The organism is Pedobacter sp. KBW06, assembly GCF_003852525.1.
Classification (GTDB): Bacteria; Bacteroidota; Bacteroidia; order Sphingobacteriales; family Sphingobacteriaceae; genus Pedobacter.
The window spans coordinates 1501-26473 of the sequence record NZ_QAJL01000006.1 but is presented as its reverse complement, the minus strand read 5'-3'; the positions used below and the strand labels follow the sequence as shown (position 1 = coordinate 26473).

The window sequence follows — 24973 nt, the reverse complement described above, 5'->3', positions numbered from 1 at the left end:
TATATTCGCTAAATGAGACCTATACTGCTTTTTATTTTATTTGTAATATTTACTTGTAACGTTAATGCTCAGGATACATTAATCGTAAGAAATGACGTCAATATTATGCTCAACGCGATGTTGAAAAATAGCATGAGTATATTGGCAGATTATACTCATCCTAAAATCTTAGCATCCATGGGAGGTAGGGAAAAAGCGATCGAAACCATGAATACGGGGCTGTCGGAGATAAAAAGCAAGGGGATGAGTTTTCGAAGTGCTTCGATTGGGAAAATCGGTAAATTTTATACTAAGGGCAATAAAGTGTATTGTGTTATTCCTCATGATATTACAATAAATACGGAAGGCGGTTATTTGAGCAGTCTCTCTTCCGTGTTGGGCATTAGCCCGGATCAAGGTAAAACCTGGAAATTTGTGTCGGCCGGTAATATTGGTCGGGACAAACTGAAGACCCTGTTTCCTGAATTGCCGGATGGAATGCAGATTTTGCCGCAAACTGCTCCGGTTTTCCATAAGAAGGCTCCATAGATTATGATTCATGATCATTAATCCGGTATGAAAAATAAAGTCGAAGAAATGCGATCAGCTTACGGACTCAGTGAAGAGGGGAGTCTTTTAACTATGCTGGATGATTTTAAGGATGAAAACGAAATCAGAGCGTATTGCTGGATGGTACTCAGGACCTATTCTGATCTGAAAAAAGAGGATTGGTTGATAGGAATAGAAGGAGGAGATTATATTTATAGTTTTGAGGATAGTTATGTCTTTATCACTGACGATATCTGGAGCTTTGATGTGGTTGCGAAACCAGAGGTATTAGAATTGCTGGCAGATAAGATGAGGGCTCTTAAGAACCCTTAAATATGATGATCACAGTGAAAAAACGATAAAGTACTATTGTTCTGAAACGATCTGATTTCCCCAGTTAGTAATTGTTTCTAATACGGGCGTAAATGTTTTTCCAAAGTCCGTTAAGCTGTAAATCACTTTAATAGGAGGTTTTTTGCCGTATACTTTCCTTAGCACTAAGCCGTCCTTTTCTAACTGTTTCAATTGTAAACTCAATGTCATTTCAGTAATAGTTGGTACCTCTTTCCGAAGCTCGTTATACCGTTTTTCTGCATCTTTTAAATGATATAAAATTACCGCCTTCCATTTTCCGCCTATCAAATCCATCGCAAGACTTATCGTACACGGATAAACTTTACCGTTCAGTGTTACGTAATCACTAATACATTCTGTTTTCATTCTGCATTTCTTAACCTATCTGTTTGGATAGTTATTGTAAATGTACAGGGCTAAAATTAGTTTTGCAACTATAATTATTATAGTATTAAACTTCACATAAATATTAAACGAATGGTATCGAATTTAAAAGCAAATGAAGCTATGAACCAGGAAGATAAACCGCTGATCACAATCGTCGGTATTTTGGGTAAGCAGGGCAGTAGTGCCGCACGTACGCTGATACAAAGCGGACGTTATCGTGTACGTGGAATTACCCGGCGTGTTGATTCACCAGAGGCGCTTGGTTTGGCCAGACAGGGAGTTGAACTTGTGAGTCTGCCTCTTGGTCTGGGATACAAAAAAGAGTTTGTAGAAGCGTTTCGTGGTTCGCAGGGTGTTTTCATGATGACGCCAGGTATTGCCCCTCCGCAAACTCACGAGATGGAGTTAGGTAAACAATTGGCGGATGCAGCGCTTGAAGCAGGGGTTCAGCACATCATCTTTAGCAGTTTGGAAAATGTAGATAAAATTACGGAAGGGAAAAAGTTTGCTCCTCATTTTACGGACAAGGCTATGATTGAAGCATATATTCGTACGCTTCCACTCACAAGCTCGTTTATCTATATGGCTTTTTTTTATACTAATTTTATGGAGTTTTACACGCCCCATTTAGAAGGTGATACGCTGGTGTTTCCGATTTATTTACCTAAAGATTTTTCCGCGCCATTTGTTGATCCCCTTACCGCTACCGGCCCAGCTGTTTTGGAGATTTTTTCGAACCCAGGTCGATATGCGGGTCAGTCTCTGCCGGTAATTGGCGATATCATTTCAGCTCAGGAAATCGTAGATACTTTTATTCGGGTAACAGGCAGGAAAGCCAGGTATAGCTCCGCATATACAAGGGAGAATATGCTTCATCATTTTCCGGAATTTGCCTCAAACGACCTTTTGGTCGATGAAATTTTGGGGATGGCAGAATACGCAGTTGAATATGGTTATTTCGGAAAAGGCCGTGATTTGTTATGGAGCCGCGAGCGGAACCCGGATGCTCTTAATTGGGAAGAATTTTTGCGCAGTACAGGTTGGCAAGGAGAAAAACGTTCCTATTAATAGTGGTGCCATCAGATAGGACAAAATTGGAGTTTAAGCATTACTTTTATGATGGATTAAATCATATGTTCAGTTACATTACGTTTCTTCCAACAGGAAATTTAACAGATTAAGGTCTGAATGAAAAGAGAGAATATACAAACGGCGAAGATCAAAACCTACCATTTTCTACCTAATAAATATGGCAGGGAATTGTTGCTGGATATTGGCCGGGTGGAAATGTTAAATCACTATGTGCGTGATTCCACCTTACATCAGCTTAGTTTTTATGAAATTCTGTTTATAGAGCAGGGTAAAGGTATTTTTTCATTGGATGAGCACAAAATGTCGATCAGTCCCGGCACCATCATTTTTACCAGTCCCGGACAAGTACGGCATTGGGATATTGAAGAAGTGGTAAAGGGTTATACCTTATTCTTTGAAAAAGAATTTCTTCATCTGTTTTTTTCAGACCATCTGTTTTTATACCGGTTTCAATACTTTCATCAATATTCCCGGCCTGCAGAAATGCAGATGCCGGAAACAGATTTTGCCCGCTGTCTGAAACTTGTGCATACCATAGAACAGGAGTTTTCCAGTCTTCAGAACGACAGTAGTCATTTGATAAGAGCAGTTTTGTACCAGTTGCTGGTTGTCCTTAACCGTTACTATGCCAATACCTACCATTTGCAAAGCGACACCTCTGTACCTGCGGATTTTTACAGGTTCAGGGCATTATTGGAAAAGGAATTTACTGTCCATCACGATGTGCTGAGTTACACAAAAATGCTGAATATCAGTCCCGTAAACCTTAGAAAGCTCTGTAAGCAATATAGTGGACTCTCTGCTCAGCAGATGATCCATCAGAAGTTGATTTCGGAAATAAAGAAAGCCTTATTTTATAATAAATCTGCCAAAGAGATTACCTATGAGTTCGGTTTCTCGGATCCTTCCAATTTTAACCGGTTTTTTAAAAAGCTTACCGGCAGTACCCCACAACAATATAAAGATCAATTGTAATTGACCATTTATAGTTCAAAATGACCATTTTAAAAGCCGGGCTAAGGCTAGTTTTGAAAAAAAACTAAAATGATCAGGAACTTATTCAGCCTCTTTTTCTTGCTTACGATAGCAATGGGGGCATTAGCACAAGAACTATATGTGAATCCCCGGATTGGCAAGGATGTAAATTCAGGAACAAAAGCACAGCCCTTAAAGACGATTGCTGAAGCGGCAAGGCGGGTGAATGTCAATGAACACCCGGGTTCAACGACCATCACGCTTACAGAAGGCATACACCTGTTAACAGAAACTGTTGTATTCAGCAATAATAAGTATACCGCCGAAAGTCGTCTGGTGATTTGTGCGGAAGTTATGCCGGACGATCCGGACTGGATGCCTCAGAAAATGCCTGTCGTGGTCACAGCCGTACCACTTAAGCCTGGTGTAGGTGGGGAAGAGGCGAGAGGATTGCAACCGGAGGTTGACCACGTCACGATTGAGGGCTTAAGATTTACAGGGAGTCCGGATTATGCTTATATCGATGATCAAAATCTTCGTCGTTCGTATCCGATTTGGCGCGATGGTAAAAAACTGGACGATCTGGTCATCACGCAATGCCTGTTTGCCGGCAATGTTGATGTGTTACCGCTGCATGTTGGGGTTATTGCAAATGGCTATGGTCTGGTGATTGATCACTGTGTGTTTTTCAATTGCAAGATTCCGGTGGTTTTCTGGCAGAGCGAAAACGGGAGAGGCAGGCGCAATGCTATGCGTTATTGCCTGGTTTATGGAGGATATTTTAGTGGGGTCTGGACAACCAGGAGTACCGATGGGGACTTTTTCGAATTTCATAATAACGTTATTGCCAATAGCAGCACAGTTTGGATAAGAGAAAAAGGAAGTACCAACAGATATAAAGCTTATGATTGCCTTTTTACCGATTATACCAATCTGGCAGGGTTTGGAAGCGGTCCATTGAGTGGCAACAATGCAACTTCAGCCGATTTTCTGGAAATGAAAAATATAAGAACCACAGGTACCGTTCAAATTGAAAAAGACCAAAGCAAGCGAAATTACCTTCAGTTAGCGGAAGGTTCAATTGGTGCGGATTTAAAAGCAGGACTTTTTAAAAGGAATAGGTAGCCAATTTTTTTAACGATTGACGCGTTCTTACCAAGGCGGTTTGCTGAAATAGGATGTTGTATTATTTTTTATGTTAAGTTATGGCTTTTATTTTTACTTAAATAGGTCTTTTATAAGGTTTATTTTGCAAAAATACTGCTTTAATTGTCGTAAATCTAATGACTGTCATTGTTTGGTCATGTTATATTAATTCATAGTGTATTAATTTGAATTTTGTAAATTCAATTAATCAATTTATTTAACAACCAAAATTAATTTATTATGAAGAAGAAGATTTCATTAGAAAAATTCGAAGGAAAAACATTAGAGAAAGAGCAGCTTTTTCATGTTTTAGGTGGTGCTGCTTTTTTCAATACCAAATCAAACGGTCATACTACTAAGTCTGCCGGTGATGATTCGGATACTGAAACCAGCGACTCGGATGAAAGACCAAATGAAGAAGCATAATTCATTGAGTTGATTATTTTAAATCCATTATTAACGACTGTTAATAATGGATTGTTTTTTAGTTTATAAGAAAAATTGATTCATGATTGTCATTAATAGTATTTCAAAAGACCATACAACAACCGAAGTGATCAGGTGGTTAATCGCTCTCGGTGTCAAGGATTTTGTCCGGATCGATTCAGATGTTGAGGATATTGAGTTTGTAGGGTATAATGGTATTGATTCGTTTATCATATCTAAAAATGGAATACCTATAAATCTGTTTGAATCAAAGTCATATTGGTATAGAAGAGGTGGGGTGATTTCGTTTTCTAAATCGAAATTAAAAGAGATAAAATTGAGCCAGGACATTAATCTGGAGAAAAAATTAATTGGAAATATCTCTTCTGAAAATCAGGCGCTTAATGATTATATTAAGCAGTTTGTAGCACACAGGTCTCCTGTTAGTTTGGGTTCATATCACAATTCAAGCTTGAATAAGCTGCATGTGTTGGATCTAGCCAGGCAGTTCGGCATAAAAACGCCCGGTACATTTGTAATTAACACAAAAAAAGAACTTTCCCGTAAGCTCGTAGAAAATGGACCTTTAATCACGAAGGCGATTTCGGAAGGGGTAAGTATATATAATGTCAATCATAGCTATTATTCCTATACCGAAGAAATTAATGAGTCTGATTTGGTTAACATTTCAGATGTGTTTTTTCCTTCCCTGTTTCAGAAGAAAGTAGATAAAAAATTTGAGATAAGGGTGTTTTTTCTGAGTGATCGGTTTTATTCAATGGTGATTTTATCGCAGAGAAATAAACAGACTGAGGTTGACTTTAGAAAGTATGACGAGCGTAAACCCAATAGGTTTTTACCTTTCAGGTTGCCTGCTGAAGTGGAGTTAAAATTGGCGGCACTTTTTAAAGCGCTTGATTTGAATACCGGGTCAGCTGACTTTGTTGTCGATAAAAATAACGAGTACTTTTTTTTGGAGATAAATCCGGTGGGTCAGTTTTCTATGGTTTCATACCCTTGTAATTACTATCTGGAGAAAGAGGTTGCGAAATTTTTAATCAATTAAATCCAAATTATGCTGTCGAAAGAGCCGCTGCACATTGATCCCTTACAGATGGAAAAGTGTCCCATATATTTCAGATATATATATTTTAATAAAATGATTCCACTGGAAGTTGAAAAGAAGCTATTTCAACGTTCGCTAAAGAACGGCTCTGTGCTTTATAGCAGAGAAAATTTAAACAGGCCTATTTCAAAAATAATTAAGCTTTAATAATTTATGTCATCTTATATAGATTGCGATAGTTATTTTCTTGTTTTTGCAGATTGTATTCCAACCAGGGGTGCGAAAAACTCAACAATTTGCGATTTGACACGTACCACGTTGGAAGTCTTTCCCAGTTCGTTTTATCCGTTTTTTGAGATTTTCAAACAAAGCACTGTTAAGGAGATATATAATGACCTGGAATTGGAAAGTCATATTGAATTCACAAAGTTCCTTGACTTTTTACTCGAAAAGGAATATGGGATGTTTGTGGATGATTTAGAATTATTTCCGGAATTAGAGAAAAGGTGGGAATCTCCGGAGTTAATTAATAATGCTATTGTTGACGTCCGTTTGCGAAAGCATGATTTTGGGGGCATATTTGATCAGCTGAATAGTTTGGGTTGTATTTATGTTCAGTTGAGGTGTTTTGAAAGTCTTTACACGATAAAGGAGTTGTCGGATGTGATTAAATTAGCCGAGAATAAGTCGATACAAAGTATAGAGTTAATCATTAAATACCATGCTTCTTTTACCGATCAGGATTATGTTGATCTATATAATGACCATGTTTTAATTTCTTCTCTTTTTGTACATTCTGCCCCGGAGAATAAGGTTCTTATTGCAGATTTTGGATATAAAGGTGAAGATCAGATCCTCAAACAAGAGATTCATAGAGAAATTCATTTTTATACTACGCCAATCACGGGTGCAAGTCATTGTGGCATTATTGACGCTAAGTATTTTTCCATCGGTGACGTTCAGAGTTTTATGCACAATATTTCTTATAATAGTTGTTTGAATAAGAAAATTTCAATAGACGAAGAGGGTTTAATAAAGAACTGTCCGTCCATGATTCATGATTTTGGATCTATTGACGATATTGTCCTGAGAGATGTTGTAGACGCTGAAAGTTTCAGGCGTGTTTGGGGGATAAATAAGGATTTGATAAATGTTTGTCAGTCCTGCGAATTTAGGGCAGTATGTACGGATTGTCGTGCGTATATTGAGTCTCCGGATGACTTTTTATCCAAGCCATTAAAATGCGGTTATAATCCTAACGATGGTACCTGGACCGATTGGACGGTAGGCAGGCAACATGCAATAGCACATTATGGAATTGATATTTGATTTATTTGAATAGGATGGCATTCACTTTTCGCAAAATAATTTTATGTGTTTTTTTAGTTTCACCATTGGTCTTATTATCTATGTCTGCAAATGCTCAGAAACAAAAGAAAAATAGGTTCAGGTGGGATTTGAGTAAAAAGATGCAACACCTGAAGAATAGAGAAGATTCGACAACCTGGTCTAAACGTAATTTTGAAATTGACTTAAAGGACATAGAGTTTTCAGGTAAACCTATGGTGGAGGGGATTTTCCCGGGACCAAAATACAGTCTTATCGGAGATTCTGCCTTTGTGGGAAATGGTACTGTCGCAAATTATTCCGGGATTAGTTTGAACGACAAAAAGATTGTTTACAATGGGTTTTACGTCAATAAGTCTTTTATTAATCAAGACTATCTTGGGGTAAATCCAAATGAAGTTTTCTTTCTTGTTGTTGCCCTGACGGATTATATAGCTGAAGATGGTTATGCACACATGGAGTCGAGTGTTAGTTCAAGAAATTACCCGGATTATATCGGGCAGGGAAGCATTAAAACTAAAAATAATAAAATTGATTTTATTTCATTTCTTACAGCAGACAGAAATAACTATGCGGTTGTAAACTTTCGTCTTTTTGATTTGAATTTGGGGAGGGTAGTCCTGATTGCACCTCAAAAAGACGGGTCTCTAAGATCTATGCAGTTAAAATCAACCATACTGCCATCTAAAGAGGTTAAGCTTTATATTAAAAACCTCTTGACTCAACAAGAGGTTGTTTCTTTCTTTTCCGCAAAAGGTAACATATAAAAGTTTGTCAGGGGCTATGAAAACCGCATTTGCTACTTTCGCAAATTTCTCATCTTGTTTTTGTAAAGTTAATTTAAGATAGCTTAATTCTAAAGCAGTGCTTTCTTATGTGGAACCTGCGAAGTATAGCGTTTTACAAAATAAATATTTCAGTAAGGAGAATTTTGAACTTTATATTATTCTTATGTTATGAAAATCTATGCTTATAGTATTTTTTAACGTTCTAGTAGCCTTAGCGCAGGTTATGTTACATAATCACAATATTTAATATTTATTATCAAATAAAAAATAAAATATATTAGAAGACAAAAAAAATGCTAAATTGGTGAGCCGGTTTCCGGGTATTATCGCTCAGAAATCAATAATGTTATTGCCATATAGACAAATTGCGTATTGCTTTCAATAATGAAAAGTCCTTAGCCCGCTTATGAGCCATTCAGCTAGAGAAATAATCAACCACCTGGGAAAAGACTGGGTGTGTAGAGACAGTAAAACTGCTGTTTCTGCTGAGCAAATCCTAAACATTTTTGAGTCATTGGACAAGGTTCTTCCGAAAAAGGTCCAATGCTATTTTTTTCCGGTGAGTAATAGCATCAATAGTGCTGTACTTTTCCTGTACTTCATTTCCAGAAATATTAATTTTTTCATTGGGAAGGAAACTGAAAAGGAAGTGCCGGGTTTCTGCGATAAAGTCATACGCTTTTCCGGTTCAACTTTCCAGGATGAAATTCCGGACGCCATCGAGGTGTCCGATCACCATGATGAGGTAAATGCTCAGGTGCTGATTCCTGATCATGGAATCGTAATACTTAAGTCGTCCGGCACAACGGGCAGTCCAAAATTTGTTAAATATCAGCTCCCGGCAATGATGCTGAATGCAGGTAAAGTAGCAAATACCTTCTCCATGGGGCCGGAAACCAGAATTTTGGTTCCGGTGCCGATCAACCATATGTTTGGGTTGGGTGTAGGTTTTTTACCGGCAATAATAGCAGGATCATCAATATACCTGCTTGGAAACAGCAATGTGGTTAACATCAACGAGGCCATAAAGTCTTTCAAACCCGATTTGGCACTGATCGTTCCAACGATAGGGAAAATGCTGATTAAGCTGAACAAAAATCTTCCTTTTAAACCCTTATTTATATGTGCCGGCGACAAATTAGGCCAGGACCTGTATCTGGAATTTGAAAGAAATGTCGCGAAAATGATCAATTTATATGGTTGCACTGAACTGGGCACCATTGCAACAAGCCCGGTAAACGGGACCATAGAAGAGCGAATGGACGGGTCTATGCAAGCGATAGAAAACGTTGAGATTATGGTGGAGAATGGGACTAAAGGAGAGCTTTTATGTAAGCAGGATGCTGGTTTCGATGGCTACATAGATAGCTCGGGAAGAAATGTGACCATATATGAGAGAGATTCGTGGTATCGTACCAAGGATATGGGACAAATACATCCACAAAATAAATTTAGTGTTTTGGACAGGGTAGATCAATTTGTGAACAGGTCTGGGTTTCTTACTTCTGTGAAAGAAATTGAGTCTGCTATTGAGGGGTTGGTTGAAGAAGTGGAACAAGTGATTGTAGTAATTGATGAAGCTGAGAATGTGTTGGGTAAGAGCCTGACTGTATTTTGTAAAGTGACAGATCAGGATATTATTGATGCTGATCGCATTAAACGGATTTGCCTGCAATCCATGGAGCGGCATCTGGTACCTGAGCAGTTCTTCCTGCTCGAGCAACTTCCACTTTTGGGGAATGGTAAGCCGGATCGATTATCATTAAAAAGAATTTCACATGATAGACAAAACAGTATTAGAACAGAAAACTGACGAGGTAATGTCAACCTTGAAAATGATTGCCGCGGAAAACCTTGAAACGGACGTTTCAGCTGATGATATAGATGAAAACGCTTCTTTATATGAGGATGGAATTGGTTTGGATTCGATAAACGTAGTTTCCTTTATCGTTGCAGTTGAAGAAAAATTTGAGCTCAGCTTTGATGGGGACGACATCAATACCTCCGTATTTTCGAATCTTAAAAGCCTGGCCGAATACATCAGCGCAAGAAAAGTCTGACCATGTGGAAGGGTTTATTTTTAAGTCTCCCGTCCGAAAGTATCAATAGTTCATTAGTGCCTGTGATGAACGGACTGGCAAACAATGGTTACGAGATCATCTGGTATAATAACCATGCACTTAAAGGAAATAATTCTTTTAAGTTCAAAACCTATCCGGCATTTGATTCCGGTTACGACAGCCCCTGGATCCACAGCGACTCTTCCTATTACCGTTTGACGGAGGTTTTGATGGATACGACCATTCATTTAATGGATTTCCTGATTGCTGAAGTGGAACGGGAGCAACCGGACTTTATCATTTATCCGCACCTGTCAATTTGGGCCAAGCTGATCGCCAGGTATTTTAAACTGCCGGCAATTATGTGTTCGACTACCTTTGTGATGGATCAACGGATCATGATTCCTTATTTCAGGAAATTCAGAACGGCAACAGGTGCCGGGACAGAGAAAGTTGATCAGGCTTTTAATTTCCTGTCGAAGGCAAAACAACTTTATAAGAGATTGAATATCACCGAACGGGTGGACATCTGGGATGCCTATATCAATAGCGGAAATCTGAACCTGGTACTCATCCCTGAAGAATTTCAGCCGGATATCAACCTCCTGGATGAGAGCTATAAATTTATTGGATTTCCTACAATTCTCCCGGCCAAGACTTCGGAAAGAAAGCTGGTATATGTATCATTAGGTACGATTTTGAACGTTGATACTGCGTTTTATAATATCTGTATCCAGGCCATAAGTTCCCTTCAGCTGGAAGGCATAATATCTCTGGGAAAATCGCTGAAAAAGGAAAGTCTGGATCCGGTGGGAAATGAGATTACGCTGGCGGAATCTGTTGATCAGAATGCTACACTACTGGAAGCTGCAGTGTTTGTGACCAGCGGCGGAATGGCCAGCGTCAGTGAAGCTGTGGCCGCGAAAACACCGATGATCGTGATACCCCAAACAACAGAGCAAAAGATTACGGCAGAGCGAATCGCAGATCTTGGACTGGGAGTTCACCTGGATAGATCCGCACTTACAATGCCCAATTTATCTGAACGCATTTTACAGCTGATGAATGATCCGTCGTACAAGGAAAAGATCACTGCGCTCTCAGATGAAATGTCTGCTATGCAGGTAACCGATAAGACAATCAAACTGATCAGCACCTATTTGGATAAAGAATTAAAACTGAATCATACCTAAAATATGAGAACGATATTGTATAGCGTACCTGCAAGCCCTCAGCAAAGAAACATCTGGTTCCATTCTATGTTTCATTCCGTAAGTTACTGGAATTACATGAGTGTTAAAAGATTTGCCGGGGAAATGGACCTTGCTGTTTTGAAGGATGCATTGGATCAGGTGCTGAAATTACATAGTTCACTCAGGACCACCTTTACCAGCAATGATGGAGAATTGTTCCAGGTAATTAACGACAATATTAAGGTTGACAACAATTTGTTTAATGTGGAGCATGTGGACGGTGTGCTTTTGCATGGGCGTTTAGCAGAAAAAGCTCAGGATTTACTGAGCACTGCTTTCGATACGGAGCATGACCTCTTGTTCAGGCTGAAGGTATTGGTTTCAAAAGAGGAGTATTACCTGATTGGGGTCTTTAATCATTTGATTGTGGACGCTACTGCCATCAATATTTTCTGGAAAGATCTGATAAAGTATTACAACCTGATCAAATCTTCTGAGGTAATGCAGCCGGCCGGAGAAAAAGAACGGAGACAGTACCACGAATTTTCGACCGATCAGGCAGCGTATTTGTCGTCGGATAAATTCAAAAAGACAAAACAGGTCTGGATGAATGAGATGCGCTTGAATTTTAATGAACTTGAGGCATTACATTATCTTACCAGATCAAAAGCACTTTCAAAGGAAATAGAATTGTTGCTTCCTGCGGAACTGGCCACTGCGGCCAGGCTCTACGCCATGAAAAATAAGAAAGTCTTTTCTTCCATATTTCTGACTGCTTATTTTATTCTGCTTCATAAGTACAGCGGTCAGCAACAGGTTTCTATTGGAAATGTAACAAGCGGAAGGGAAAGAAGAAGAGACGAAGAGGTAATCGGTACTTTTGCCAACCGGATCATCCATCATCAGGATGTGAATGAAAAAGAAGAGCTTGGGGCTTTCCTGGATCAGGTGAATCATGAGTTAATGGCCAATTTAAAAGCAGACCAGGACTTGCCTTATGATGAGTTGGTAAGAGAGCTGAAATTCAATGATAAGAGTTATTCGGAATCGCTGATCAGAATCCTTTTTAACTTCATGAAAGTTGTGGACAAAGGTGATTCCCTGGATGGGATGAAATCCCTGCCATTGGAATTCGATGGAGAAACGCAGCATCAGGAAATTCAGTTTGACCTTAAACTGATGGTTGTTGACTCCATAGACGAGATCCGGATTAAATTAACCCTGGCTTGCGATGGTGTTTTTGCTGATGCCTGTCAGTTCCTGCTGGATAGTTATGTACATATTCTGGGCGAGCTCCTGAGCGCTCCCGGTAATAAAATAGAAGATATAGATTTGTTTGCTGCCTCAGTGCAATACCAGGCATTAAGCAGCCAGGCCCGCTGGCTCCATTCTATTTCCCGGCCCTTTACAAAATTACATTCTTTTCAGGGGCAGTCTTATGCTGCCAGGGGAGAGATGGCCAGGAGCGCTGTTAAGGGGGAAGTTGATGCGGAATACTATAGCCCTTTCAGCGGCCGGTATGGCTCATCTAAAGCCTCAGGCATCATTGCCATCACTGCAATGGTAGCAGTGCTCTTAGAGCGTTATACGGAACAGGAGGACTATGTGATGGGATTACAACTGGGGCAAAACATGGTTTTGCCGGTTCGGATCGACAGCACTGAGCAGGAAACCTTCGGACAGCTGTTTACCAGACTGTGTGGATTACTCCTTCCTATTGTGAACAATCCGGATGCTGCTTTTGCATTGCTTGATAAAGATAGAAAGGCTAAGGTCAACTTGGTTTTGTCTTTTGATCCCGAAACCGATCTTAGAGAACCTGCCTTCAGACCTGATTTGCTTACTGATGAAAGTAGTCAGAGGGATTTTATCTTGTCATTCGGTGATATTTCGAAGGATATTTTAAGTTGTCAGATTGATTATAATCCCGGATTGTTTTCAGAGAAGATCCTGGAAAAATTTATGGTCGATCTGCGTACTTTGTTTCATCAGGTGATGACTTTTCCTGAACAAAGACTAAAAGAACATAGCTTGCTCACTGATGCTGACAGGAAGCAATTGATCGCGCAGCTGGACAATACCGATGTGGTCTATCCGGAGCGTAAAACCCTGGTTAATCTGTTCGAAGAACAGCTGCAGCTAAACGCAGATCATATTGCGCTGGTATTTGGGGAGGAGCAGCTGAGTTATAGGGAATTGAACAAAAGATCCAATCAGCTGGCTGATTATCTGAGGGTAAATTATAAGATCCGGCCTGATGACCTGGTGGCTGTGATGCTGGAACGTTCTGTAGAAATGATCATTGCCATGCTGGGAGTTCTGAAAAGCGGAGGGGCATATGTGCCAATCGATCCGGACTATCCACAGGAACGCATTGATTTTATTGCTGAAGACAGTGCCTGTCGTGTTCTGATCGATAAGAAGTTCTTCGCGGCGTTTGAAGCTGCAGCAGATCAATATAGCATTGAGAATCCGTCTCCTGTAAATAAACCTGAAGATCTTTGTTATGTGATCTACACCTCAGGTACAACAGGCAGGCCGAAAGGGGTGCTGATAGAACATAGAAACGTGGTTTGCCTGTTGAAGAATGAGGCCAGTCGGTTTGATTTTGATGATCGGGATGTCTGGACCATGTTCCATTCTGCATGTTTTGATTTCTCCGTATGGGAAATTTATGGGGCATTGCTGTTTGGTGGAAAATTGATCATGGTACCTGCTTTGGTCACCAAAAGCCCTGCTGCTTATGTAGACCTGCTGGTAAAAGAAGGGGTAAGTGTATTGAATCAAACACCGTCCTCTTTCTATAACCTTATAGAGGAAGTTGCGTCAAGGGCGGATTGTGAATTGAAGCTCCGGTATGTCATATTTGGTGGAGAAGCGTTGGCTCCAGCCAGACTGAAACAATTTAACGAGCGTTATCCCGATACGCGGCTGATCAACATGTACGGAATCACAGAAACGACAGTTCATGTCACGTACAAAGAAATAGGCAGGACGGAAATGGAATCCGGGATCAGCAATATCGGAGTGCCACTTCCGGTAACCAGTTGTTATGTCCTGGATGCAGAAATGAATTTTGTACCCCTTGGTGTTCCAGGCGTTTTATATGTGGGAGGCCCGGGAGTTGGAAGAGGATACCTGAACCGGGAAGAACTGACAAAGGAAAGGTTCATCACCGACCCATTCACGACCGGCGGACGTTTGTATTATTCCGGAGATCAGGTACGAGTGCTGGAAAATTTCGAACTGGAATACCTGGGAAGAATCGATGAACAGGTGAAGGTTCGGGGATATCGGATAGAACTGGGCGAAATAGAAGCCGTATTGAGACAGTATCCGGGAATAGAAAATGTAGTGGTACTGGCAAAGGAGGATGAACAGGGGCTTAAAGAACTTGTGGCCTACCTTGTGGGACAAAATAATGACGACCTGGGCGAGCTGCGGACATTCCTTGGAAGCCGTTTGCCGGCTTACATGATTCCGGCCAAACTGGTCAGGACTGACGAAATTCCACTCACCAGAAACGGCAAGATTGATAAAAAAAGCCTGATGGCCATAGCAGGAGAAGAGATTGGAACAGGAGCGGAATATGTGGCACCAAAAAACCAGATAGAAGAAGCGTTACTCAACATCTGGGCGGAGATTCTGAGAATCGATAAGAGCAGAATCAGCATAACGGACGACTTTTTTGATTTGGGTGGTGATTCTATAAAGGTATTGCCGGTAGTGGCAAAGCTAAAGGCGAAACTGAATGTTTCTATCCCAATAGATGTGGTTTATAAGAATCACACGATTGAGAAGATTTCAAATTATATTATTGAGAACAGGCATGATATCTACTTGGAAACTACGCTCGAAAATGAGCAGAGAATTGCGGTAAGAATGGAGTTTGAGGAAATCAGAAAACAGTTTATTTCCAGTGGACTAATAGCGGAGGAAAGTACGGAAGACGTATTCCCGATGAGCGATATAGAAAGGGGAATGGTGTTCGAATCTATCCTGAATAAGGACCTGGGTGTGTATCATGACCAGTTTGCCTATCAGATGGCCCTTGCTCGCTTTGATCAGGAAATCTATCAGCAGGCGATGGAGTTGCTGGTGAGCAAGCATGCGATACTAAGGACCTCTTTCAATTTGGATACGCCTTTTGGTGATGTACAGATCGTTGAAAAGGAGGTTGAGGTTAAGGTTGACTTTGAAGAGCTGTCTGCTGTTCCGGAGGAGGAGCACCCGCAACTTGTTTCCGCTTATATGGAATTGGAACTGGGTACTTACTTTGATATTTCGACGGCTCCGCTGTGGAGAATGAAAGTATTTCAGGTTAGTGAGACCGAAATCATTCTGGTTTGGCAATTCCATCATGCGATATTCGACGGCTGGAGCAATTCTTTATTCATCGCAGAATTGAAAAAGGTCTATGAGGAACTTCTAATCAACAATGCCTACAGGCCGGCAAAGCTGAGCTCTGATTATAAAGAATTTGTAATAGATCAATTGCTGGTCAGGAGAAACGAGAAAGTAAAGTCATTCTGGCTCAAAAAACTCGATAAATGGGAGCGGCTTGACCTTTTTACCTGGAAAGAAACTGACGACGAATATTCTGCCTCTTTTGGAAGCGAATATTTAAGCCTGCTGAAGAAAAAAGCGACGCAGCTGGGTGCATCAGTGAAGGAGATCAGTTTGACTGCTTATTTATATACCCTTGGCCTGCTTTCTCAATCGGATGATCTGCTGATAGGCCTCATCACGAATAACCGGCATAATGCTGCTGATAGCGACAAGATCCTGGGATGTTTTCTAAATTCCGTTCCATTCAGAATGGAGATGGGCAGGGTTCTTAATTTTGAAGAACTGTTAAAAGCTGTTCAGACCAGGCTAAGCGAGTTGAAATACAATGAAAAACTGTCTGTTTCTGAAATAGCAGATTTGCATAAAAGCAGCAGGCGCACAGAGAATCCTTTCTTTGATGTGATCTTCAATTTTGTGGATTTCTATGCGGGATATCAGCAGGAAGCTGGAGCAGTAAAGACGGGCAGGACAATTGATCATTTGGCGAGCCGGGAACGAACAAATACCTGGTTAGACCTTACCGTAAATACAACCGGAGGAGCGCTGAGTTTAACCGTAGTGCTGAAGAAAGAACTAAAGTGTGGTTTTTCTGCAGAGCGGGTAGTGAGGTTATGTAAGCAGACCTTAGATTTTCTGCTGTATGCTCCTGAGGCTCCCATCAAAGAATGTCAGTTTATTACAGAAAGTGACCTCGCTCAGCTGACACGAAATATGGACACAACAGCTGTTGCCTATCCTGAAGATAAAACCCTGGTTGACCTGTTCGAAGCACAGGTTCTGCTGAGCCCTGATGAGATAGCTGTTGCCATCGGAAAGGAACAACTCAGCTACAGAGAACTGAACGCAAGAGCCAACCAGCTGGCAAATTACCTGAGGACAAATTATGATATTGTACCCGACGATCTCGTTAGCATCAGGCTGGGCCGCTCTATAGAAATTATCATTTCCATGCTTGCGGTGATGAAGAGCGGAGGGGCATACGTACCAATCGATCCGGATTATCCGGAGGATCGCATTGCGTTTATTGTGGCCGACAGCAAATGCCGTGTCATGATCGATGACGAGGCCTTGCTGAAGTTTGCTGCTGAGGCAGATCAGTACAGCAGCGATAATTTACCGAAGCTGAATGGTCCGGATGACCTGTGCTATGTGATCTATACTTCGGGTACAACAGGTAATCCGAAAGGTGCTTTAATTGAACACAGGAATGTGGTTTGCCTGCTCAAAAATGATGCGTTCTTCTATGATATCAATCCCGGAGATGCCTGGACCTTGTTCCATTCCTGCTGTTTTGACATCTCCGTATGGGAGATCTATGGCGCATTGCTGTGGGGTGCAACGCTTGTCGTTGTACCTGCTATGGTGGCAAAAAATCCTTCGTCATTTGTGGATTTGCTGATCGAAGAAAGCGTGACGGTATTGAATCAGACGCCTTCCTCTTTTTATAACATCATCGCAGAAATTGAAAGCCGTGACGACTGTGATTTGAAACTCAGGTATGTGATCTGTGGCGGTGAATCATTGGCTGCGGGAAAGCTGAAAGGATTCAGTAAACGCTATCCTGATGCGAGATTGATCAATATGTATGGCATCACAGAAACCAGCGTCTTTTCGACCTACAAAGAGATTGGGGCAGAAGAAATGGAGTCGGATGTGAGCAATATCGGAAAGTCTATCCCGCTGACGAGTTGTTATATTCTTGATAAGGAGATGAATAGGACGCCTATTGGTATTCCGGGTGTGCTGTATATCGGCGGCCCCGGCGTGGGAAGAGGTTACCTGAACCGGGAAGACCTGACTAAGGTCCGGTTTATGGACAACCCTTTCAGGAAAGGGGAGCGTTTGTATGATTCCGGAGACCGGGTAAGGGTATTGGATAATTTTGAGCTGGAATACCTTGGACGGGTAGATGAACAGGTAAAGATCAGAGGCTACAGAATTGAACCGGGAGAAATAGAAGCGGTATTGCGGCAATATCCGGGAATAGAAAAGGTAGCCGTTCTGGCCAAAGCGGGGAAAGACCATGAGCTGGAACTTGTAGCCTATATCTTCGGACAATACGATGCTGACCTGGGAACATTGCGTAAATTCCTTAGGGAAAGATTGCCTGCCTATATGGTCCCGGCCGCATTTGTGAAGGTGGATGAAATTCCGCTGACTAAAAATGGAAAGGTGGATAAAAAAGCCCTGCTGGCCATAGAAGGAGAGGAATTAGGAACCGCGGAAGCGTATATCGCGCCGAGGAACGAGATAGAAGAACGGCTGGTGGATATATGGAGTGAGGTACTGGGAATCAAGGCGGATAAGATCAGTGTAACCGACGACTTCTTTGATCTGGGTGGGAATTCCTTCAAGGCATTAAAGGTTTACTCCCAGAGTAAACTGTCTTCAGGTCCGGGTGTGATCTACAGGAACAGTACAATTGAGAAATATGCCAGGCTGTTTGAAGAAGAGCCTGTTGCTAAAATTGTCTAAAAATATATTTAAATGAACAGATATCCTTTAATATCGTGCTTATGCGTAACCTATAAGCGGCCGGAAGCTTTAGTTCGTGCCATCCGTTGTTTTCAGGGGCAGCGCTATCCCAATAAGGAATTGGTCATTGTATACCTGGATGATGATGTTTCAACGAAGGAACTCCTTCATCGTTATGAAGAAAAAAACCTGGTGTTCATAGAAATTGAATCCAGTCTGGAATTGAGCCTGGGTGCCAAAAGAAATATATCCATCGACAGGTGTAATGGGGAGTACATTTGCTTGTGGGATGATGACGACTGGTACCATGAGCTCCGGGTCGAGACGCAGTACCTTGAAATGAAAAGGAATGCAAAAAACGCGAGTATCCTCACGAATCTTATTTTATATGATGCGACCGCTAACAGGGCTTATATGTCTTTCAATTGGGTATGGGAAGGTACTTTGCTGTGTAAGAAAGATAAACTGAGGGAGTACCAGTATCTGGACAAAAATAAAGGAGAGGACACGCAGCTGATTGCAAATATTCTGGATGAAATATATCCCGTGGTTAACCCCACCTTGTACATTTATATTTATAACGGGGAGAATACTGGCAATCACAGCCACTTCCGGGCCTTTTTTCTAAAGAGTCAGAAACTCTCGGAAGATTTTAGTTCCTGTATAAAAATGATCCTGGAAGGTGGTTATTCCCTTGAGGAAGGGTCCCGTCTGCTTTCTGCAGAAGCCTTGCTGGCGGAAGTCCGTTATATGGACTGGGTAAAAGGACCTATTGAAAAAATATTAAATTAAAGCATCATATTATCGATTGACATGAGAAAGGAAGATTTAGTAATTCTAATACCATTTGCAGGGGGCAGCGCGTATCATTTTGCGCCGCTGGAAAAGGAGATCAGCAAATTCAGTGACGTGAAGGTCCTGGAATATCCGGGCCGGGGCAGACGTTTTGACGAAGCCTTGTTAAATGATTGTGCGGCAATAGCAGATGATCTGTATGATGTGATCACACCCATTCTGGGTAATTACCGCAGGTATTATATTTTTGGCCATAGCATGGGTACACAGGTAGGCTTATTGCTGATCAGAAAAATGGCTGCTGCGGGGATCCCCCTTCCAGCTACGTTTTTTGTTTCTGGAAAAGGAGGACCGTCAAAACCGATCAACAGGGCTACCTATCTGTTACCACCTTCGGAATTCAGGGAAGCGCTGAAAACGTTGGGTGGTACGCCAAAAGAGGTGTTGGAAAACGATGATTTTATGCAATTCTTTGAACCAATTATGCGGGCTGATTTTCAGGCTGCGGAAACTTTTCAATATAAAAGCCACAAAAAATTAAACCTGCCAATTGTTGGGCTTTATGGGACTGCAGATGAACTGGTTTCGGATGATATGGACCTTTGGCAACTGGAAACTACCGAAATGATTCAGCTATTTGAATTTGCCGGAAATCACTTTTTTATTTTTGACCATGTTGACGAAATTTGTTCGATCATCGAAAGTGTGGTCACTAAATCAAAGTATCAGCGTGTAAACATCGCTGAATAAATCATCAAGGATCAGGGAGCCTTCGCTGCAGTTTAACTGACCGTTCAGAATCTTTTCAACGATCTCCGACTGGGTTTCACTAAGACGCGTACTGTAGTCAAATATCCGGCTCCAGTGCTGATGGTCCCAGGTGTTTTTTCCATGATAGGTATAGATGTAAAGATGTGCACTGGAAGGCATGTGCTGCAATAGCTTGTTGCTGTCTAAATACTCAATTACGGAAGTATCTTCGCCTATGGACAAACTTTCATATTTACTTTGTAGCATGGGTTCTTTTTGGCAGAGGATGCTTCCTTCCCAAAGCCGCTCATTAGATAAGTAAGCCACTTCTTCACTTTTATCGTATACCAGCCATCTGTTTAGAATGGAGCCGGCACAATTGTCTGTTTTCGAATAATTGTATTGATTGAGCAAGCGGTCTTTATGGTACCAGTCGTCGTCGTCCCACTGGCATACATATTCGCCTTCGGCATTTGATACGGCCATGTTTCTTAAATCCCCAAGCGTTTTTTTAGGCGTCAGCGCCACCTGGTATGTTTTTATGTTATGCTCCGAATGATCCAGTGTTTCAAGAAAATCGTTACTGCCTTCATATATGATGATCAACTCTTTGCGGGGATAGGTCTGACTGATGAAGCAATCTATGATGGTTTTTAAAAAAGAGGGATTGCCTTTTGAGATGCATAGGCATGAAATTAAGGGATCTTGAACATTCATATGGATAAAAATAAGTAAATAAAAACGCTGTGTGATATTAAAATGGTTACAATAAGGGTTTTAGCTTTTCGCAAAGCCGGATAAGCGGATGAATTTCCACAGAATTGAGCATGGACACAAAGGACGCTCTTAACGTACGTTCTTTCCAGTTCAGGTATTTTTGATATTCATTTTCATTCTGGTCAAGGTGTTTCAAGTAGCCAGCGAGGTCGCTCACCGAAGCGAATGAATTCACGTTGATGTAGGAATGATCGGCCGGCGCAAAATCTTCTATATTGGGTGCCCCAAGGTAGATGGGAACTGAGCCGGCGATCAGGGGCTGAAAGAATTTCTCGGTAACATAGTCGGGAGCTATCGCATTTTCAAAAGCTAATGTGAACTTGTAAGTAGAAATGAAATCGTTTTTTGTCTTTTCTCCTTCGTCGTCGGGCAGGCCGGTATTTTTGAATAACTTCCCATAAGAGTCGACTTTGATATAGGACATGAGTTCCTGCAGGTATTCAATCCGTTTGCTGTGGTTAAAATTGCTGGATATAAAAGCATTGGTAAAGTGATGTTTTGGTTTTGGGGGAGCCGTTAAAAGCGCCTTATAGCCTGTTTCAAAATAAGGATACGGAACATCGGAATCTAACCGGTATGAAACGGTTAAATCGAATAAACGGGTGATTTCAGGGGCACGATGCCAGGTATAGTGTTCTTCACATTCTCTTGACCAGTAAATCCAGATTTGACCTTTCTTCCTGCCTTTATTTAACAATTCGTCCTCCCTTTCTAAGGTGGGCATATGAAATATGACGGCAACAGCTTCGTCCAGATTCTCCCGTTTTACTGTAAGCTCAAATTCGTCTGTAATCGGAACGGTATAATCTTCGTCGTTTTCCTGCCCCCAGGGTCTGTTGTATAAAAGTATTTTGCGTCGGGTCATATCGCTACTGAATTTATATTTTCTTTTAAAATAGCTGTAAATTTTTGGGCGATCAATGGCAGATCGTTTTTGTCCAATACCTCTGGTTTATAAATGATTTCTACGGAAATGCCATTCTGATAGACCCTTACTGCAAATGCGATATCAAAATAAATATAGTCAAGCCCGGAATGGAAATCGCTGAAGTCTTCGATGTAGCCATCTGCAGTATGGATGTCGTTAATGACATTTAATTGAGTAGCCAGCTCGTTCCATTGTTTGGGCAGATGTAAGTGGAGACTCTGGTAATAAATGTGATCCATGGCATCGACAACCGCCTCCCGGCATTTGAACAGCAGTGCTTTAAAATCGCTGTCTTCCCGGGTTTTAATCCGGGTAACAAGCGCTCCGGTGAGCCAGCCGACAATTTTAGCATAGTCTTCGCCCAGACGTGTAGACATTGGGGAATCGATGAGGAAATCATTTTGATCGCTGATTTCGCTGAGCAAAACGCTATAAGTGGCCAGCATATAATTAAAGAAGCTTAACTTGAGTTGCGTGGTCAGTAAAACGATCTCATCGAGCAGTTCTTTTTCAATAAAAAAGGTATAGGCTGCTCCAGCAGTTTCCGGCGCTGATCCGGATTCATTTTGTTCCCTTTTTAGGGTTGGTTTTGCCGGAGGATGGCTGAAGATGTTGTCGTAATATGCCTGATGGTATTGTAATTTTTCTCCGGTATAATGACTGTTGTGGTCCTTTACATAATCTTTGAACTGCAGTTTCAACGGGATTAAAGGATTGGGTTGTTGGGCAGCGTAGGCATCGTACAGTATGGACAATTCCTCTTTGATGAGCTTAAGGGAATGTGCATCGTAGATGATATGGTCAATCACGAACACAAGGAGGTGTTTGTTTTCGTTTAGCTGGAGCAGTCTGTATTTGAAAGCGGGTTCGTTCCGGAAATCAAACACAGATTTCGACATTTCCATAATGTTGTCCCGAATGCCAGCATCTACATCTGCAAGGTCTGACAGGTCCTGTACCTGAATGTCGGTTGGCATGATATTGCTGACTTTGATCTGCTGCCGGACCTTTCCGTCCTCGCAGTCAAAGAACCGTGCCCTGAGGTTGTCGTGTCTCATCACCAGGCTGTCCATTGCGCTGTTTAAAGCTTTTTTATCCAGCTGATGATAGCTGATGTACAACACCGCATTTTTAGGGACGCGGATTCCTGCTTTATAGTCCAGATACCGCCAGGCCTGGCTTTTTAAGACATCGGCCACGATATGGTCACTGTCTATAGCTGCATGGTGTTGGCTATTGGGTGATTCCTCCTCTGAGATCGCCTGTTCCTGAACAGCTGAGGTCAGCAGGAGCGCTGCAATTTGCCTTACCGTTGTATTTTGAAACAGGTCTTTAGGGCTCAATAGCACGGAGAATTCTTTTTTGATCCTGGATATGGTTTGAATGGCCAGGATTGAATTTCCTCCAACCTGGAAGAAATCGTCGTCAATACCGACATTTGAGATGCCCAGAACTTCCTGCCAGATGTTACAGATGCCGGTCTGAGTTTCGTTTTGTGGCGCCACATATTTATCGCCATCTCCGGTTTCCGGGTCAGGCAGTGCTCTTCTGTCCAGTTTGCCGTTGGTGGTTAGCGGGAAACTGTCCATCTGAACCAGTGCTGTGGGCACCATATAATCAGGCAATACCTTTCTGACTGCCGAGAGGATGTCTTCGTTGGTGAGCTGGTTGAGGAATGGGAGGTTGTAGGTTCCCTGAGGCGGTGCCTGGCTTTTGTTTATTGTCGTTTTATTTGTTGTTCTTCTGGTAATGAGTACATCGTACCTGTATCTGCTCAACTCATTGTCATAACTGCCATTTCTTAGGAGCAGGCTGACTTCCATATCCGCATAACGCTCGGGCAGGCGGGTAAAATAGGTTGGCGAGAGCAGGAATTCGTTGTCTCTCAGGGCAATTCTGTCGATGTCCTGCTGCTGGTATGTTTTTCCTGCATATTGTAGTTTTTCTGTAATCAGTTGTTTCTGCAGGTCATAGTTCCGGATGTCGCCAAGGAAGATGACCCCGTTTTCACCCAGTTTGTCAAATGCTTTCAGGAGCATGTCTTCGAAATAGGCAATGCCCGGAAAATACTGGGATACAGAGTTGACAATGACCGTATCAAAGGGTTGTTCTGCCGGTACCTGATCGACCTGGTCTGCTTTCAGGTGAAAGAGCTGCAGGTTGGTGTTTTTACCTTCCAGGTAACGGATGTGCCTGTTGATTACGGTTTTGGATATATCTAGACCCGTGTACTGCTGTACGGTATCCAAGAGGGGATACATGAGCAATCCGGAACCGACACCTATTTCCAGAACGTTTTTAGGTTCAAGGGAATGGATGATCTCCAGGATGTCTTTTCTCCATGCCTGCATCTCTTGTAAGGGTATGGGCTCAGCAGTGATGTAACTGTTCCATCCGGAGAAATCTGTTTCTGTATTGGCGGCTTCAGGATGTTTTCCGTATTCTATATCATAAAGGTCTTCCCATCCATCGAGGATTCCTGCATCATTTTTAGGGGTATGGCCCGGATCCAGGACATAATATCCGGTTAGGAATTTGGAGAGGCCGGAGGAAGTCTGCCTTTCCCTGACCAGCACGCTGGCCTGAGCGACACCGGGGATCTGAACGATTGCATGTTCAATTTCCGGCAGCTCAATCCTGTATCCGCGGATCTTTACCTGCTCGTCATTCCTGCCGATAAAGGCAATGTTTCCGTCGGGCAGCCACCTGACCAGGTCTCCGGTTTTGTACATCCGGTCAGCGCCCGTTTGTTTTTCAGTTTCAGAGGCAAAAGGACTGCGGATAAACCGCTCTGCGGTCAGTTCAGGGTCATTGAGGTAACCTCTTGCCAGTCCTGCACCGGCAATGTGGAGTTCTCCGGGTACACCAACGGGAACAGGTTGTTGACTGCTGTCCAGCACATAGACCTTCCTGTTGGTGATGGGCTTGCCGATGGGCACGGTACTGCCGGTTACCTGATGTTCAAGGACATAGGTGCAGGTGAAGGTGGTGCTTTCTGTGGGGCCATATCCGTTGAGGAATATGGCCGGTTTATGCGGACTGGCCAGCATCCTGTTGACCACGGTCTTGTCCAGTGCTTCTCCTCCGATGATGAGGTACCTGAGCCTGGCAAAGAGGGTTTGATCAAGGAGGAAGAGTCCGTCGAAAAGTGTTTTTGTAAGCCACAGAACGGATACCTGGTTTTCTGCAAGGAACCTGGCGAAGTATTGAGGATTGGAGACCAGTGTTCTCACATCCTGATGTATTGCCAGAAGGGCACCCTTCAACAGCGGTGTCCATATTTCCAGCGTAGCTGCATCAAAAACAGGCGAGGAGAG

Annotated in this window: 19 protein-coding genes; 15 read left to right on the top strand and 4 right to left on the bottom strand. The window is 42.1% G+C overall.

The window, feature by feature from the left end:
* The first annotated feature begins 12 nt into the window (after nt 1–12).
* Nucleotides 13–528 carry a hypothetical protein gene (locus DBR43_RS30100; protein ID WP_124587060.1) on the top strand — a complete coding sequence of 172 codons (516 nt, stop codon included), beginning with the start codon at nt 13–15 and terminating at the stop codon, nt 526–528.
* A gap of 27 nt (nt 529–555) precedes the next feature.
* Nucleotides 556–861, top strand: a complete 306-nt coding sequence (locus DBR43_RS30095) for a hypothetical protein (RefSeq protein ID WP_124587059.1) — start codon at nt 556–558, stop codon at nt 859–861.
* 33 nt (nt 862–894) lie between these two features.
* Here the strand turns inward: DBR43_RS30095 and DBR43_RS30090 are convergent, their stop codons facing one another.
* Nucleotides 895–1248 (bottom strand): winged helix-turn-helix transcriptional regulator, encoded by a 354-nt coding sequence (locus DBR43_RS30090; protein WP_124587058.1) that lies wholly within the window; start codon nt 1246–1248, stop codon nt 895–897.
* Nucleotides 1249–1359: 111 nt separating this feature from the next.
* Here DBR43_RS30090 and DBR43_RS30085 point away from each other — a divergent pair, with 111 nt between their 5' ends.
* From DBR43_RS30085 to DBR43_RS30025, 13 genes are all read left to right on the top strand, one after another.
* Nucleotides 1360–2337, top strand: coding sequence for an NmrA/HSCARG family protein (locus tag DBR43_RS30085; RefSeq protein WP_199757171.1), 978 nt, complete (start codon nt 1360–1362; stop codon nt 2335–2337).
* A 120-nt stretch (nt 2338–2457) separates the two neighbouring features.
* Nucleotides 2458–3336: an AraC family transcriptional regulator gene (locus DBR43_RS30080; RefSeq protein ID WP_124587057.1), complete on the top strand. Its 879-nt coding sequence runs from the start codon at nt 2458–2460 to the stop codon at nt 3334–3336.
* A 69-nt stretch (nt 3337–3405) separates the two neighbouring features.
* Entirely contained in the window at nt 3406–4461 is a 1056-nt protein-coding gene (locus DBR43_RS30075; RefSeq protein ID WP_124587056.1) for a hypothetical protein, read from the top strand.
* A gap of 261 nt (nt 4462–4722) precedes the next feature.
* Nucleotides 4723–4908 carry a hypothetical protein gene (locus DBR43_RS30070; protein ID WP_124587055.1) on the top strand — a complete coding sequence of 62 codons (186 nt, stop codon included), beginning with the start codon at nt 4723–4725 and terminating at the stop codon, nt 4906–4908.
* A gap of 82 nt (nt 4909–4990) precedes the next feature.
* The gene (gwsG, locus tag DBR43_RS30065) at nt 4991–5974 is read left to right on the top strand and encodes a grasp-with-spasm system ATP-grasp peptide maturase (protein ID WP_124587054.1); all 984 of its coding nucleotides are present in this window, start codon (nt 4991–4993) and stop codon (nt 5972–5974) included.
* Between the two features lie 213 nt (nt 5975–6187).
* Nucleotides 6188–7303, top strand: a complete 1116-nt coding sequence (gene gwsS, locus DBR43_RS30060; protein WP_124587053.1) for a grasp-with-spasm system SPASM domain peptide maturase — start codon at nt 6188–6190, stop codon at nt 7301–7303.
* Nucleotides 7304–7443: 140 nt separating this feature from the next.
* Complete coding sequence (locus DBR43_RS30055; protein ID WP_124587052.1) at nt 7444–8088, top strand: hypothetical protein; 645 nt, start codon at nt 7444–7446, stop codon at nt 8086–8088.
* Between the two features lie 427 nt (nt 8089–8515).
* Nucleotides 8516–9922, top strand: a complete 1407-nt coding sequence (locus DBR43_RS30050; protein ID WP_124587051.1) for a class I adenylate-forming enzyme family protein — start codon at nt 8516–8518, stop codon at nt 9920–9922.
* Nucleotides 9888–10169, top strand: coding sequence for a phosphopantetheine-binding protein (locus DBR43_RS30045; protein WP_124587050.1), 282 nt, complete (start codon nt 9888–9890; stop codon nt 10167–10169). Before DBR43_RS30050 ends, DBR43_RS30045 begins: the two co-directional genes overlap by 35 nt.
* A 2-nt stretch (nt 10170–10171) precedes the next feature.
* The gene (locus DBR43_RS30040) at nt 10172–11362 is read left to right on the top strand and encodes a nucleotide disphospho-sugar-binding domain-containing protein (protein WP_124587049.1); all 1191 of its coding nucleotides are present in this window, start codon (nt 10172–10174) and stop codon (nt 11360–11362) included.
* A gap of 3 nt (nt 11363–11365) precedes the next feature.
* Nucleotides 11366–18406, top strand: a complete 7041-nt coding sequence (locus DBR43_RS30035; RefSeq protein ID WP_124587048.1) for a non-ribosomal peptide synthetase — start codon at nt 11366–11368, stop codon at nt 18404–18406.
* A 12-nt stretch (nt 18407–18418) separates the two neighbouring features.
* Nucleotides 18419–19198 (top strand): glycosyltransferase family 2 protein, encoded by a 780-nt coding sequence (locus DBR43_RS30030; protein ID WP_124587047.1) that lies wholly within the window; start codon nt 18419–18421, stop codon nt 19196–19198.
* A gap of 21 nt (nt 19199–19219) precedes the next feature.
* Entirely contained in the window at nt 19220–19951 is a 732-nt protein-coding gene (locus DBR43_RS30025) for a thioesterase II family protein (protein ID WP_124587046.1), read from the top strand.
* On the opposite strand, the gene DBR43_RS30020 is transcribed toward DBR43_RS30025, so the two are convergent.
* From DBR43_RS30020 to DBR43_RS30010, 3 genes are all read right to left on the bottom strand, one after another.
* A complete protein-coding gene (locus tag DBR43_RS30020) occupies nt 19919–20668 on the bottom strand; it encodes a glycosyltransferase family 2 protein (protein WP_124587045.1) in 750 nt (249 codons plus the stop codon). The two genes, DBR43_RS30025 and DBR43_RS30020, sit on opposite strands and share 33 nt — an antisense overlap.
* Nucleotides 20669–20714: 46 nt before the next feature.
* Nucleotides 20715–21593 carry a glycosyltransferase family 10 domain-containing protein gene (locus tag DBR43_RS30015; protein WP_124587044.1) on the bottom strand — a complete coding sequence of 293 codons (879 nt, stop codon included), beginning with the start codon at nt 21591–21593 and terminating at the stop codon, nt 20715–20717.
* Nucleotides 21590–24973 (bottom strand): condensation domain-containing protein (locus DBR43_RS30010; RefSeq protein ID WP_158622634.1); only part of this gene is annotated, 3384 nt, incomplete at its 5' end. The genes DBR43_RS30015 and DBR43_RS30010, both read right to left, overlap by 4 nt.

Coding starts and splice junctions, on each gene's coding strand:
- DBR43_RS30100 (WP_124587060.1), top strand. CDS start 13: ATGAGACCTATACTGCTTTTTATTTTATTTGTAATATTTACTTGTAAC.
- DBR43_RS30095 (WP_124587059.1), top strand. CDS start 556: ATGAAAAATAAAGTCGAAGAAATGCGATCAGCTTACGGACTCAGTGAA.
- DBR43_RS30090 (WP_124587058.1), bottom strand. CDS start 1,248: ATGAAAACAGAATGTATTAGTGATTACGTAACACTGAACGGTAAAGTT.
- DBR43_RS30085 (WP_199757171.1), top strand. CDS start 1,360: ATGGTATCGAATTTAAAAGCAAATGAAGCTATGAACCAGGAAGATAAA.
- DBR43_RS30080 (WP_124587057.1), top strand. CDS start 2,458: ATGAAAAGAGAGAATATACAAACGGCGAAGATCAAAACCTACCATTTT.
- DBR43_RS30075 (WP_124587056.1), top strand. CDS start 3,406: ATGATCAGGAACTTATTCAGCCTCTTTTTCTTGCTTACGATAGCAATG.
- DBR43_RS30070 (WP_124587055.1), top strand. CDS start 4,723: ATGAAGAAGAAGATTTCATTAGAAAAATTCGAAGGAAAAACATTAGAG.
- gwsG (WP_124587054.1), top strand. CDS start 4,991: ATGATTGTCATTAATAGTATTTCAAAAGACCATACAACAACCGAAGTG.
- gwsS (WP_124587053.1), top strand. CDS start 6,188: ATGTCATCTTATATAGATTGCGATAGTTATTTTCTTGTTTTTGCAGAT.
- DBR43_RS30055 (WP_124587052.1), top strand. CDS start 7,444: ATGCAACACCTGAAGAATAGAGAAGATTCGACAACCTGGTCTAAACGT.
- DBR43_RS30050 (WP_124587051.1), top strand. CDS start 8,516: ATGAGCCATTCAGCTAGAGAAATAATCAACCACCTGGGAAAAGACTGG.
- DBR43_RS30045 (WP_124587050.1), top strand. CDS start 9,888: ATGATAGACAAAACAGTATTAGAACAGAAAACTGACGAGGTAATGTCA.
- DBR43_RS30040 (WP_124587049.1), top strand. CDS start 10,172: ATGTGGAAGGGTTTATTTTTAAGTCTCCCGTCCGAAAGTATCAATAGT.
- DBR43_RS30035 (WP_124587048.1), top strand. CDS start 11,366: ATGAGAACGATATTGTATAGCGTACCTGCAAGCCCTCAGCAAAGAAAC.
- DBR43_RS30030 (WP_124587047.1), top strand. CDS start 18,419: ATGAACAGATATCCTTTAATATCGTGCTTATGCGTAACCTATAAGCGG.
- DBR43_RS30025 (WP_124587046.1), top strand. CDS start 19,220: ATGAGAAAGGAAGATTTAGTAATTCTAATACCATTTGCAGGGGGCAGC.
- DBR43_RS30020 (WP_124587045.1), bottom strand. CDS start 20,668: ATGAATGTTCAAGATCCCTTAATTTCATGCCTATGCATCTCAAAAGGC.
- DBR43_RS30015 (WP_124587044.1), bottom strand. CDS start 21,593: ATGACCCGACGCAAAATACTTTTATACAACAGACCCTGGGGGCAGGAA.